This is a genomic window from Alteromonas portus, from assembly GCF_005117025.1.
Taxonomy (GTDB): domain Bacteria; phylum Pseudomonadota; class Gammaproteobacteria; order Enterobacterales; family Alteromonadaceae; genus Alteromonas; species Alteromonas portus.
In genome coordinates, this window is the sequence record NZ_SWCO01000001.1 from 761,625 (window position 1) to 774,830 (window position 13,206).

10 protein-coding genes are annotated in these 13,206 nt (G+C 44.4%); 1 reads left to right on the top strand and 9 read right to left on the bottom strand.

Annotation, left to right across the window (positions count from 1 at the left end; all coding sequences use genetic code 11):
• Positions 1 to 48 precede the first annotated feature (48 nt).
• Complete coding sequence (gene asnB, locus E5672_RS03170) at positions 49 to 1,719, bottom strand: asparagine synthase B (RefSeq protein WP_136780876.1); 1,671 nt, start codon at positions 1,717 to 1,719, stop codon at positions 49 to 51.
• 390 nt (positions 1,720 to 2,109) lie between these two features.
• Positions 2,110 to 3,777, bottom strand: a complete 1,668-nt coding sequence (locus E5672_RS03175) for a M28 family metallopeptidase (protein ID WP_136780877.1) — start codon at positions 3,775 to 3,777, stop codon at positions 2,110 to 2,112.
• Between the two features lie 70 nt (positions 3,778 to 3,847).
• On the opposite strand from E5672_RS03175, the gene E5672_RS03180 reads away from it, so the two are divergent.
• Positions 3,848 to 4,792 carry a DUF3025 domain-containing protein gene (locus E5672_RS03180; RefSeq protein ID WP_136780878.1) on the top strand — a complete coding sequence of 315 codons (945 nt, stop codon included), beginning with the start codon at positions 3,848 to 3,850 and terminating at the stop codon, positions 4,790 to 4,792.
• Between the two features lie 149 nt (positions 4,793 to 4,941).
• Here E5672_RS03180 and E5672_RS03185 read toward each other — a convergent pair whose 3' ends face one another.
• The 7 genes from E5672_RS03185 to putP all read right to left on the bottom strand — a co-directional run bounded on the left by E5672_RS03185 (position 4,942) and on the right by putP (position 13,162).
• Positions 4,942 to 5,646 (bottom strand): YIP1 family protein, encoded by a 705-nt coding sequence (locus tag E5672_RS03185; RefSeq protein ID WP_136780879.1) that lies wholly within the window; start codon positions 5,644 to 5,646, stop codon positions 4,942 to 4,944.
• A gap of 280 nt (positions 5,647 to 5,926) precedes the next feature.
• Complete coding sequence (locus E5672_RS03190) at positions 5,927 to 7,651, bottom strand: SLC13 family permease (protein WP_136780880.1); 1,725 nt, start codon at positions 7,649 to 7,651, stop codon at positions 5,927 to 5,929.
• A 16-nt stretch (positions 7,652 to 7,667) separates the two neighbouring features.
• A complete protein-coding gene (cysN, locus tag E5672_RS03195; RefSeq protein WP_131137039.1) occupies positions 7,668 to 9,083 on the bottom strand; it encodes a sulfate adenylyltransferase subunit CysN in 1,416 nt (471 codons plus the stop codon).
• A gap of 1 nt (position 9,084) precedes the next feature.
• Positions 9,085 to 9,876, bottom strand: coding sequence for a 3'(2'),5'-bisphosphate nucleotidase CysQ (cysQ, locus tag E5672_RS03200; protein ID WP_136780881.1), 792 nt, complete (start codon positions 9,874 to 9,876; stop codon positions 9,085 to 9,087).
• The gene (gene cysC, locus E5672_RS03205) at positions 9,876 to 10,472 is read right to left on the bottom strand and encodes an adenylyl-sulfate kinase (protein ID WP_136780882.1); all 597 of its coding nucleotides are present in this window, start codon (positions 10,470 to 10,472) and stop codon (positions 9,876 to 9,878) included. The genes cysQ and cysC overlap by 1 nt, the downstream gene beginning before the upstream one ends.
• Positions 10,472 to 11,386, bottom strand: coding sequence for a sulfate adenylyltransferase subunit CysD (gene cysD / locus E5672_RS03210; RefSeq protein WP_014976001.1), 915 nt, complete (start codon positions 11,384 to 11,386; stop codon positions 10,472 to 10,474). The genes cysC and cysD overlap by 1 nt, the downstream gene beginning before the upstream one ends.
• A gap of 270 nt (positions 11,387 to 11,656) precedes the next feature.
• A complete protein-coding gene (gene putP / locus E5672_RS03215; RefSeq protein WP_136780883.1) occupies positions 11,657 to 13,162 on the bottom strand; it encodes a sodium/proline symporter PutP in 1,506 nt (501 codons plus the stop codon).
• Positions 13,163 to 13,206 lie beyond the last annotated feature (44 nt).

The window sequence follows — 13,206 nt, forward strand, 5'->3', positions numbered from 1 at the left end:
ACGCGGCTTATGCCGCGTTTTTAAGTTTTTTGCTAGGGCTTAAGTCTATTAAGACTCACCAGCGTGAACACCTTTCATCGAACGACCTGATGGGTCAGCGTTATTTTTAAAGCTTTCGTCCCATTCAAGGGCTTCAGCTGTACTACATGCAATTGACTTACCGCCAGGCACACAGCGAGCTGCACTTTCTTGAGGGAAATAGCTCTCAAAGATAGTGCGGTAGTAGTAGCCTTCTTTGGTATCTGGCGTGTTAACTGGGAAGCGGAACTCAGCTGTCGCAAGTTGCTGGTCCGAGACTTCGTTTTCAACGAAATCGCGAATTGAGTCGATCCACGAATAACCTACGCCGTCACCAAACTGCTCTTTCTGACGCCATAATACTTCTGCTGGAAGGGTTTCGCCGTTATCAAATGCTTTACGAAGGATCCACTTCTCCATTTTTCCATCTAGACACATTTTGTCTTGAGGGTTTAAGCGCATGGCTACGTCAATAAAGTTCTTATCTAAGAAAGGAACACGGGCCTCTACACCCCATGCTGACGTGGCCTTGTTAGCACGCGCACAGTCAAACATATGAAGGCGATCTAGCTTACGAACCGTTTCTTCATGGAATTCCTTGGCGTTTGGTGCTTTGTGGAAATACAGGTAACCACCAAAAATTTCATCAGAACCTTCACCCGATAGTACCATTTTAATACCCATCGCTTTAATTTTGCGGGTCATTAAGTACATTGGAGTAGCGGCGCGAATTGTGGTCGTGTCGTAGGTTTCCAAGTGATAGATAACATCACGGATGGCGTCTAAACCTTCTTGAATAGTGAAGTGAATCTCATGGTGCACGGTACCGATCATGTCCGCTACTTTCTTCGCAGCTTTAAGGTCCGGAGCACCTTCAAGGCCAACAGCGAAGCTGTGCAGACGAGGCCACCACGCATCTGTTTTGTCTTCGTCTTCAACGCGCTTTGCGACATATTGCGCAGCCACAGCAGAAACCAGCGATGAGTCTAAGCCACCTGATAGAAGTACAGCGTAAGGTACATCAGACATCATGTGCGACTTAACCGCTTTTTCAAAAGCCACGCGAAGTTCGTCTAGGTCACTTGAGTTATCTTTTACGTTGTCGTATTCCATCCAGTCGCGTTTGTAGTACTTAGTGATTTTACCTTCTTTGCTCCACAGGTAGTGGCCAGGAGGAAACTCACTAATTGTTTTACATACGCCTGCTAACGCTTTCATTTCAGATGAAACATAGAAGTTACCGTGTTCATCATAACCTGTGTAAAGCGGAATGATGCCAATGTGGTCACGGGCAATTAGGTAAGCGTCTTGTTCTTCATCGTAAAGAATAAACGCAAACATACCCTCTAGTTCATCAATAAAGTCGATGCCTTTTTGCTGGAAAAGCGGAAGGATAACTTCACAATCAGAACGGGTTTTGAACGGATATGGTTCAGCTAAGTCAGCAGCTAGTTGTTTATGGTTATAAATCTCACCGTTTACGGCAAGAATCTGCTTATCGTTTTGGCTGATAAGAGGCTGTGCCCCTGTATCTACGTCGACAATCGCCAATCTTTCGTGACAAAGAATGGTATTGTCATTATTCCAGATACCCGACCAGTCAGGGCCACGGTGGCGCAAAAGTTTTGATAAATCGAGGGCTTGGGTTCTGAGTTCAGACACATCGGTTTTGATATCAAGGATACCGAAAATACCACACATATAACGGATTCTCTCTGTTCACTTGTTGAAAAAAATAGAAGTTTTTTCTGTCGGTACTCGCGTACGAGTGAGCGAAGGTTTGTTGTTATTCTTATTCGCGTGCCCCTGAATGTGCCAGTCTGACAGGAAATTGCAAGCATATTATGATGAGAAAATGGAAATTCTTATTCCATTTATCTCAAAATAGCCGTTTATTAACATTTTTATCCTAATCTAGGCGCATAATCCTTATGTCTACTCGGTAGTATAAGTATTTATTGAGGTGGGATTTTGATGAATAATTCTCTAGCGACTAGGTCTGTAAAAGAAACAAAAAGGGCCTCGTCAAGAGACCCTGTATTCGTTTGTTGCGCATAAAAACAGCGTTATTCGTGTTTATGTCTGCGTTTTTTAGTTTTGGCGTTGGAATTCGCTTGTTTCATTCCATTTGGGCCAAGCGTCAGCATTTGCAACGCCTACACCTACATCAAACAGCATTTGCGTATCTTGCACAATACCGCTTAAATCCCAATCGTCGCGATACTGGTCGCACACTTGGTGGTAGCAGCCAGTAACAATAACGTTCATACGTTTTCTGTACTTAGCCGTCTCTTCATCAGCGGGCTCGTTACCCCCTTCTGCATAAAGTGCTGGAACACCTTGTTTGGCAAAGCTGAAGTGATCTGAGCGATAATAGTAACCGGCTTCAGGTCTGTCTTCTTGTGTTAGCGTCCGGCCTTGTTTTGCCGCAGCGGTTTCCAGATAGTCTTCCATTTCCGATTTACCCATGCCCACAACCGCCACGTTCTTGGTTTTACCTAAAACGTTCATTGCGTCCATGTTGATGTTAGCAACCGTGTTTTCGATAGGAATAACCGGGTTGCTTGCATAGAATTTACTGCCTAACAGCCCTTGTTCTTCAGCGGTTACCACTAAAAATGAGACTGAGCGTTTTGGTGCAGGTGTAAGTTCAGAGTAGGCTTTTGCCATGGCTAGAATTGCTGCGGTGCCTGTGGCGTTATCGTGCGCACCGTTGTAAATCTGATCGCCTTCTTTAGTTTCATCTTTACCCAAGTGATCCCAGTGCGCCGTGTAAATAATATGCTCGTCTGGAAACGCCGAACCGGGCAATGTGGCTATCACGTTGTTGCTTTCAGACTTTTTAAATGTGTTATTAACCGTAACTGACGCTTTGATATCCATCGCTTTGCTATATGGTCCCTGCATGGCGTTTGCTTTTTCAGTATCAAAATCGAGACCTGCATCTGCAAATACTTTCTTAGCTGCATCAAGTGTGAGCCAGCCTTCAACTGCAACTCGGCTTGCACCTTTGTCGGCACTTACCAAACCATATTGCGGACCACTCCAGCTGTTGGCAACAACTGACCAGCCGTAAGAGGCAGGTGCGGTTTCATGAACAATGATAGCGCCTGCTGCACCTTGACGACTCGCTTCTTCATACTTGTAGCTCCAACGACCATAATATGTCATCGTCGTGCCCTGAAACTTGCCGCTTTCTGGGTTTTCAAAACCAGGGTCGTTAATTAGCATTACTACCGTTTTGCCTTTAACGTCTAGTCCTTCGTAGTCGTTCCAGTCGTATTCCGGCGCATTTACACCATACCCTACGAACACCAGTTCAGAATCTTCCAGGGAGACCGAGCTTTGCTCACGCTTGGAAGAGGCAACCATTTGCTCTTTGTATGCGAAGCTATTGTCACCGATAGTCATGGTCATATCTGGGTCAGCTGTAATTTCCATAAGGGCTACTTTTTGTAAAAAGCTATCGCCGTTACCCGGTTTAAGCCCAGCTTTAGTAAATTCACTAACCAGATAATCAATAGTTTTCTTTTCACCTTCAGTGGTCGGTAAACGACCCTCAAACTCATCTGAAGACAATATCTTTAATGGCTCGCGAATATCTGCATCTGAAATACTGTTGTAAACACTGTCAAAGTTAGACGCCACAGGCATTGCTTTCTGGGCAGACTCGTTTGTTGAGGTGCTGTCGTTACTAGGAGTGCAAGCACTTACGCCTAAAAGGGTAGGTACAAGCAATGGCAAAAACATTTTTTTCATTGTTAGTCTCTGTTTGCTCTACAATACGCAACCAGTATAGAGAAAACGCCAGAGCGAACCAATAGTTGATATGCAATCACACTTGATCCCCTTCTGTAACGACTACTTACTAAAAAACGCCAGTAAACCAGTTACGGACCTGTTAGAAGAGGTTGGCTTACTAAGTAAGAATGAATTTCCTACACCTGACGTGTTAAACAAACTCACCGCGCAATACCACATGCCGTGGCAAGGGCCGTCATTTAAGGGGCAAAGTCAGTTTTCAGAAGAAGAGCAGCGTTATTACGAAACCATTATTAGCGAGGATAGGGTTGTGCCTACTCGTGAACAGAGCTGGCATGATTTATTTAATGCGCTAATTTGGCTTCAATTTCCAAAAACAAAGTCATTATTAAACGAGCTACATATCAATGATATTCAAACCCATGGTGTAAACCCCAGGACGCCCCGCCGAAATCGCATCACTCATTTCGATGAGTGCGGTGTGGTGCTCGCTGTAGAAGCGCCTGCGGTAATGAACCACAGCTCAAGAAAAGAACATGCTCACATTGATGTTGGCTTACAGAATAACAATAGTGGAAACGGGGTGTATGAAGCGGATGAGTTGGAAACATTCTTAGCTGAACTAGCTGCCCATGAATGGCAAAGGGTCTTTGTCGAAAAGCGAATGCTGTGGCACACAACAGTAAGCCCCTTTATCTTTGGCCACGCAAATTTAGAAATGATGCTAAACCCTTTTATAGGACTTACCGGAAAGTGGTTAGCAGTGTCTGTCCCCCACGGCTTTAGTAACCTTGGTAAGTGGCAGCAGCGCTCGATAGTTGACGATGCCTTGATTGCGCGTATCCAAGCATTAAATTACTTCGAATCTACCCCGCTTTTAAAGCCCTTGCCCTTACTTGGTGTACCTTTGTGGCACAGTGACCAGAGTGCAATATTTTATCAAAATACAGAGTATTTTAGGCCGCTTCGCATGGGAAGTAAGCCGACCATACAGCTCCCTCTGTGGCCTTAAGCGTTTTGGGGACAAGTGTTTTGGCATGAACACCAAGTGATGGTGGGGACAAAGTACCTTTTAAAAAATTAGCGCTGCATCCATTATTTATCTTGGAGCAGCGCTAATGAGTACTTAATAGAGAAGAGAGCTTATTCGACCAGACGCTTTTAAAATAAGGTCAAGGCGACCAACCAAATACCATAGATAACGATATAAGGTGCGCTTGCAATTAAAGCCGCCTTTTTAAGAGGAAAAGACGTCCACTGTGAGATGCCTACCGTAGCCAAATAAATACCCCAGAAAAGCTCTAATCTTAGCGCCTGACCAAAGGCGTACCACGGCGAGTCCATGGGGATACCTGCAATAAAGCCTAATGAGGTTGGTGATAAGATTGATGGCGCCACTTGATGATCACCGGCGACCAACAGTAGACCAACACCTACTAAACCAGTCAGTACATAAGGCATGGAAAGCCACCATGCAAAGCCGTACCAGTCAGTAAAGCCGTAAACGTGGCTGTCGTCTGAACGTGTCATTAGATTCACATAAACGGCATAAACTGCGTTAACAATAATAGGAACAAAAAAAGCGCCGATCATTGATGACCAGAGCAAGGCATCTCTAGTGAAAAAGGCCTTCATTTGCTCCTCTTCCGCTGGGCTCATGTCTCCTTGCGTGGCAATGTTCATTTCTGCAAACCACTCAATGTCTACGAAATTCACATAGAGGTACTGCGAGACTAGTGTGATAGCCATGACTAGAATAAATGGCATCCAACTCCAGTTGTTGTTTTCACCTACTGCTTTAAACACGCCGTTCGGTTTAAAAAAGATATCATTACACGCTTGGAAAGGGTTGGTCACACTGTGCATCCCTTGCTCCTTTTTTTCATTTTTATTTACTGTTTGGTTTGTGTGTAAACCAATGACTGAGCGTAAGTCATTGTTGTTAAACACGTCATAACTACTGCACCTACAGATTACTGGTGGCTAAAGATGATGTACAGCACAAGATCCTGATAAAGGAATATTTTTTGTAAACGAAGGTGTATAGAGTGAGTGTGAAAGCATGATGAATTTTAACGCGATAGAGAAAAGGGAAGCGATGCTTCCCTTTAAATCTTCTCTAATTCTGACTAAGCCATAACACTGATTACAAATACGTTACTTTTAGCAATGTTAAAACGATGGTGCTATACAGTACCGAAATTGGCAGGCCTATTTTTATAAAGTGAGAAAACTTATAGTTCGCTGCATTATAAACAAGCAAGTTAGTTTGATAGCCAAATGGCGAAATAAAACTGGCACTTGCAGCAAATGCCACTGCGAGTGCAAATGGCATAAGAGGGGCCCCAATGATTTGAACTAAACCGTAGGCAAATGGGAACATTAACGCCGCAGCTGCGTTGTTAGTAACGAACTCGGTCAAAACCAAAGTTAGCAAATAAATGACTAACAAAGCTATAAACCAGTCGGTGTCCGATAATACCGGCATAAGTGCTTCAGTGGTTGTACTTATCACGCCTGAATTTTCTAGTGCGGTAGCCAAACTTAAAGCGCCCACAATAACAACAATCAAATTCAACGGTAAATTTCGCTTCATTTCCCCGTTTGACGTCACTTTAACGCCAATGAGTACAGCGGCTAAGAACAGCAAACCGATAGCCAGTGAAATGACATTAGTTGCAGCCAATAACACCGTGGAAAGGAAGCCGCCAAGGGTAATCCATTCTTGCTTGTTGGTTAACGGGCGGGCGATTTTTTGCTCTGACAAAATAAAAAAGTTTTTATTTAGATTTTGACGAGTCGCAAAGTCTGGGCCCGTAGCCAAAAGCAAGAAGTCACCTGCCTGAAGCTTTATTTCGCCTAACTTACCTGATAATTGCTCTCCATCGCGACGAATGGCAACAACTGCCGCATCGAACAGGGCTCTAAAGCCTAGTTTCTTAATGGTTTGCCCGATAACTTGAGCGCGATTAGCAACCACCACCTCAGTTAAGCTTTCACGTAAAACTCCATCGGTCTCGGCAAACATGCTTAGCCCTTTTATATGGCTAAGATTATCAAGTTTTTGAACGTTGCCAGAGAATATAAGCTTGTCGTTTTCCAAAATGACTAGGTCAGGCCCTACAGGAGATATCAGATTCCCATTGCGTACCACTTCTACCAAAAAGAGTTCTGGTAAGTTACGTAAATGGTTTTGTTCTACGGTTTTGCCTATGAGTTCTGAACCAGACTCCACTTCGGCTTCAACCATATACTCGTGATAGTTATTACTCTTATTGCCAATATGAGGTAGCAAAGGAAGTAACAAAAACATGAGTAGACCACAGCTCAGGCCCGCTACGGTGCCATAAAGTGTGAAGTCGAAAAAGTTAAAGCCCGGATGCCCATGCTCTTGCAAAAAGCTGTCTACGATCAGGTTGGTAGACGTACCGATTAAGGTGACCGTACCACCTAAAATAGCAGCATACGAGAGGGGAATTAGCAATCGGGAGGCAGGGTGATATTGGTTTTGCTTAATTGGACCAATAAGGCTCGCCACAATAGCTGTATTGTTTAATAGCGCAGACGATAAAAAGGTCAGTGAAAACAAGCGCCAGTAGGATTGAGTAAAGTTAGCACTTACCAACTTCCTTCCTAGGCGTTTTATTAGCGCTGTTTTATCAATTGCACTGCTTACTAAAAGCAACAAAACAAGGGTAATAAGACCCTTGTTTGTTAAATTTAGCAAGATGTCATCAAGAGATAACTGCTGGGTAACCAGTAAAGCTAACACTGCACCAGAAAACACAGTGGAAGGGCGCTGATTGGTAAAGATCAGCGCACATATCGTACCGGCAAATACTGCCAGTACGATGAACTGGGTCACATCCATATTGCTCCAGTCCTGCTTAAAGTTTACTGATATCCACAGAGTTCCAATGCGGGAAGTGCTTGCGTACTAGTGCATTGAATTCAAGCTCGAACTCAGAGAAGTTAGGCGATGCATGCTGTGCGTCACCTGCAATTTCATCAATAATCATACCTGCACCAACCGTACCATTGGTAAGGCGATCAATAACGATAAATGAGCCGGTAGGGCGATTGCGCTTATACGGGTCGCAAGCAACAGGCTGAGTAAACTTAACGTCTACAACACCAATCTCGTTAAGATTTAAGTGCATAGCATCTGTTTCTTCTAGCGTGTTCACATCAATTTGATTATCGATATGAGCAACTACCCCTGGCGTTGATTTAGTCGCGAACTTAAACAAGTATTGCTTGTTTGGCATTAGCGGCTCTTCAGACATCCACACAAGGTGAGTTTTAAATTGTGTGCTTAGCAACGGCAAGTTATCTGATTTTACAATCATATCGCCACGAGAGATGTCAATTTCATCTTCTAGCGTAAGCGTTACCGCTTGAGGTACATAAGCGCGCTCTTGGTCGCCTTCAAACGTAACAACTTGCTTCACCTTTGATTTCTTACCAGAAGGAAGTGCCGTTACTTCATCACCTGGTGCAACTTGGCCAGATACCACGGTACCCGCAAAGCCACGGAAATCTAGGTTAGGGCGGTTAACGTATTGTACAGGGAAGCGAAAATCTTCTAGGTTGTCGTCTTCACCAATTTCAATGTTTTCCAACATTTCCATAAGTGGCGTGCCGTCAAACCAAGGGGTCTTTTCGCTCTTGCCTACTACGTTGTCGCCTTCAAGTGCTGAAATAGGTACGAACTGAATGTCAGGAATATCAAGCTGCTCAGCAAACTTCAGGTAGTCTTCCTGAATTTGCTTGTACACTTCTTCTGAATAGTCCATCAAGTCCATTTTGTTGATAGCAACAATAACGTGTTTGATACCTAGAAGAGAAACCAGGAACGAGTGACGTTTCGTTTGAACCTTAACGCCGCCGCGAGCATCAACAAGAATAATAGCAAGGTCGCACGTTGACGCACCGGTTACCATGTTACGAGTGTACTGCTCGTGCCCCGGAGTATCAGCGATAATAAACTTACGCTTGTCAGTAGAGAAGTAGCGGTATGCTACGTCGATTGTAATCCCTTGCTCACGCTCAGACTGAAGACCGTCTACAAGAAGGGCAAGGTCAACTTTCTCGCCGGTAGTGCCCACTTTTTTGCTGTCTTTAGTGATAGCAGCAAGTTGGTCTTCATAAATCATTTTAGAGTCGTGAAGCAGGCGACCAATTAGGGTACTTTTACCGTCGTCTACGCTACCGCAGGTAAGGAAACGTAGCATATCTTTCTTTTCGTGTTGTTCTAAGTAAGACAGAATGTCCTGTCTTAATAATTCGTTTTCATTGTTCATGTTATGCGCTCACAAGGAAAAAGGGGTTTAACACAGACTCTTTTTGGTTGTACGTAAGAGCATCAGCGTTGTCATCTAATGGATTTTCAGGGTCAAGTACGGTTACGTTTGCACCTGCCGCTAATGCGACGGCGTGCGCTGCACCTGTATCCCATTCAGATGTTGGGCCTAATCGAGGGTAAAGATGTGCTTCGCCCTCAGCCACCAAGCAAAGCTTTAGTGAGCTGCCCATCGCCACAAGCTCAGTTTCACCTTTAAGCTGCGCCAATAAATTCTGAATTTCAGGGCTTTGGTGAGAACGACTACCTACCACTTTCCACACTTCGGCACCATCGTGCTTGCGCGCAGAAATAGCGGTAAATTCGTCATTCACTTCAGTCCATGCACCTTCACCAACAATACCTACATAGCTTTTGTTTAGTGCTGGCGCGTAAACCACACCCATGGTCGGTTTACCGTTTTCGATAAGTGCAATATTTACCGTAAACTCACCGTTTTTCTTAATAAACTCTTTAGTGCCGTCTAGCGGGTCTACCAGCCAGTATGACGACCACGTTTTGCGTTCTTCCCATGAAATATCTGCTGACTCTTCAGAAAGAATCGGCAGATCAGATTCAGCTTCAAGGGCGTTAACGATTACGTTATGTGCGGCAAGGTCAGCTTCTGTTAGTGGGCTGGTATCCTGCTTTTCATAAATGGCGAAGTCTTTCTCGTAAATGGCCATTATCTTATCGCCGGCTTCTTTGGCGATAGCTAGCACTTTTTGTGCAAGACTATTTAAAGGCTGTGTCATTACACTAATCCCTTTTCTTGAAGCAAAGCATACAATCGCTCAGCGGTTTGCTCTGCGGGTTCATCCTGATAGGTTAAGTGTACTTCTGGCGCTTCAGGTGCTTCATAGGCTGAATCAATTCCTGTGAAGTCCTTAATTTCACCGCTACGCGCTTTTTTGTACAGCCCTTTCGGGTCGCGTTTTTCACACACTTCAATAGGTGTATCGACAAACACTTCTACAAACTCTCCGCCTTCCATCAAGCTACGGCAGTAATCGCGGTCGGCTTTGAAAGGCGAGATAAAAGCGGTAAGCACAATGGTACCGGCATCGACAAACAGTTTAGCGACTTCGCTAATGCGGCGAATGTTTTCAACGCGATCTTTATCGCTGAAACCTAAATCGCCACACAGACCGTGGCGCACGTTGTCGCCGTCAAGTAGATAGGTGTGCTTGTTCTGCTCGTGAAGCTTTTTCTCAAGCAGGTTGGCTAATGTCGATTTACCAGAGCCGCTTAAACCCGTTAGCCAGAATACACGAGGCGTTTGACAAAGCTTTTCAGAACGGGTGGTCTTGTTTACTTCGTGTTTATGCCAAACAACGTTGTCGGTGGCCATTAGAAGTACCCTTCCATTTTCTTCTTCTCCATAGAGCCTGCGCTGTCATGGTCGATTACTCGGCCCTGACGTTCAGACGTCTTGGTAAGCAGCATTTCTTGAATAACTTCAGGTAGGGTTGCTGCTTCTGACTCTACCGCACCGGTCAGTGGGTAACAGCCAAGGGTACGGAAACGCACAGAGCGCATCTCTGGTACTTCACCTTCTTCTAGCGGCATACGGTCGTCGTCAACCATAATAAGAATGCCGTCGCGCTCAACGACAGGGCGAGGCTTAGAAAGGTAAAGTTGTGGAATATCGATGTTTTCTAGGTAGATGTATTGCCAGATATCTAGCTCAGTCCAGTTAGACATTGGGAATACACGAATGCTTTCGCCTTTATTAACCTGAGAGTTATAAATATTCCAAAGCTCTGGACGCTGGTTTTTTGGGTCCCAGCGGTGGTTGCTGTCGCGGAATGAGTAAACACGTTCTTTGGCACGTGATTTTTCCTCGTCGCGTCGAGCGCCACCAAATGCAGCATCGAACTTATATTTGTTCAGCGCTTGCTTAAGTGCTTGGGTTTTCATGATGTCAGTATGTTTTGCTGAACCGTGGCTAAATGGGCCAACGCCAGCTTCAACACCTTCTTCATTGATGTGAACAAGCAAATCGAAACCGTGTTTCTTAGCTTGCTCATCACGGAACTTGATCATTTCACCAAACTTCCACGTGGTATCTACGTGTAATAGTGGGAAAGGAATTTTGCCGGGCGCGAACGCTTTACGGGCAAGGTGAAGCAGTACAGAAGAGTCTTTTCCTACAGAGTAAAGCATAACTGGGTTTTCAAACTCAGCAGCAACCTCACGGAAAATCTGGATACTCTCGGCTTCGAGTTGTTTCAAATGCGTTACAGACGGGATACTAGCAGTCATTTTGAAGTCCGAATTTTATGTTATATACAAAAAAGTTATATATGGGTTATTTTTCTGCATAGAACGATAACATATTTAAATTCAAAAGTAGTATGCGATTTTGCTATTTAAAATAGCTATCTTATTCCATTAAATAAAACTGTCATGCAATTGAAGCATAAGCCACTTTTTTCAAGGGCTATAAAAAGAAAAAAGCCCTGTTAAGTAACCTAAACAGGGCTATTTGTTCATCGCTCAGTATTGTTGCAAACTAAATTTTTTGTTGTGCGCTTATTTTTCGCTCAGTTTGGTTTGGAAAGCATCGAATGTATCAACCACACCTTCTCTTGGTGAACCTGATTTACTTAAAATCATGATGGTTAAGCTAGATAAAATAAACCCAGGTACAATCTCGTACATCCATTCGCCAAGCTTTTGGCCGCCGATTTCAACTGGAAGATAAATCCACAGTAACACTGTCACCGCTCCCACAACCATGCCACCTAGCGCTGCGCGACGTGTCATTTCACGCTTAAACAGACTAAATAGTACAAGCGGTCCGAATGCCGCACCAAAGCCAGCCCATGCGTTACTTACTAGCGTCAATATAGTGCTGTCTCTGTCATAAGCTAAATAAATGGCAACAAGTGCGACAACCACTACACTCACGCGACCGGCAATAACGAGTTCGCCATCTGACGCATCGCGACGAAGGAATGCTTGATAAAAGTCACTGGTCAGTGAACTTGAAGTCACCAAAAGCTGAGACGAAATAGTACTCATGATCGCCGCTAAAATCGCCGCAAGTAAGAAGCCACCAACAAGTGGGTGAAATAGAATTTGAGACAAATAAATGAAGATGGTTTCTGGGTCAATCTCGTTACCATTACCTGTCACAAACGCCAGGCCGAAAAGGCCTGTCATCAATGCACCGATAATCGATACAATCATCCAGCCCATACCAATGTTGCGCGCTGTTGGAATATCTTTCACAGAACGTATAGCCATAAAACGCACAATAATATGAGGCTGTCCAAAGTAGCCTAGCCCCCAAGACATTAGTGAAACAATGCCGATCACACTCAGGGCTTCGTTGGTAGAAGCATCCATGAACGCATCAAATAATGCAGGGTTAATTGTATCTAAAGCGTCAATTGAGGCTCCAATTCCGCCGAGTTCGCTGATGACAACTGCAGGTACCATAATCAATGATACGAACATAATGCAGCCTTGCACAAAGTCGGTCATGCTCACTGCCATGAAGCCGCCAACAAGGGTATAGGCTACAACGACACCAGCGGTAACATACAAACCTGTCTCGTAAGTTAATCCAAACGATGTTTCAAAAAGCTTTCCGCCGGCAACTACGCCAGACGACGTGTAAAGCGTAAAGAAAACAACGATGACCACAGACGCGATTACTCTTAATAGGCGAGAGTTATCGGCAAAGCGATTTTCAAAATAGTCAGGGAGGGTGATAGAGTTATTAGCAACTTCAGTGTAAACGCGAAGTCGTGGAGCAACTAACATATAATTTGCGAGTGCACCTAGAACTAACCCTACAGCAATCCACCCTGCAGATAAGCCAGATACATACATAGCGCCAGGTAAACCCATGAGCATCCAACCACTCATGTCCGATGCCCCAGCTGAAAGTGCGGTTACTGCCGGGCCTAATTGGCGGCCGCCAAGCATGTAGCCCTCTACGTTGGTGTCTGTTTGCCGATAAGCGAAAAGGCCTATTCCCAACATTACAATAAAATACAAACCTAACGAGATTATCGTGCCAGTAGCCATATAAATTCCCTATGCTTTTTTCTTCATGCTAACACCTATGACAT

What these genes read in the sequence shown, in the direction of transcription:
- asnB (WP_136780876.1), bottom strand. Translation starts at nt 1,719, where the DNA reads ATGTGTGGTATTTTCGGTATCCTTGATATCAAAACCGATGTGTCTGAA.
- E5672_RS03175 (WP_136780877.1), bottom strand. Translation starts at nt 3,777, where the DNA reads ATGAAAAAAATGTTTTTGCCATTGCTTGTACCTACCCTTTTAGGCGTA.
- E5672_RS03180 (WP_136780878.1), top strand. Translation starts at nt 3,848, where the DNA reads ATGCAATCACACTTGATCCCCTTCTGTAACGACTACTTACTAAAAAAC.
- E5672_RS03185 (WP_136780879.1), bottom strand. Translation starts at nt 5,646, where the DNA reads ATGCACAGTGTGACCAACCCTTTCCAAGCGTGTAATGATATCTTTTTT.
- E5672_RS03190 (WP_136780880.1), bottom strand. Translation starts at nt 7,651, where the DNA reads ATGGATGTGACCCAGTTCATCGTACTGGCAGTATTTGCCGGTACGATA.
- cysN (WP_131137039.1), bottom strand. Translation starts at nt 9,083, where the DNA reads ATGAACAATGAAAACGAATTATTAAGACAGGACATTCTGTCTTACTTA.
- cysQ (WP_136780881.1), bottom strand. Translation starts at nt 9,876, where the DNA reads ATGACACAGCCTTTAAATAGTCTTGCACAAAAAGTGCTAGCTATCGCC.
- cysC (WP_136780882.1), bottom strand. Translation starts at nt 10,472, where the DNA reads ATGGCCACCGACAACGTTGTTTGGCATAAACACGAAGTAAACAAGACC.
- cysD (WP_014976001.1), bottom strand. Translation starts at nt 11,386, where the DNA reads ATGACTGCTAGTATCCCGTCTGTAACGCATTTGAAACAACTCGAAGCC.
- putP (WP_136780883.1), bottom strand. Translation starts at nt 13,162, where the DNA reads ATGGCTACTGGCACGATAATCTCGTTAGGTTTGTATTTTATTGTAATG.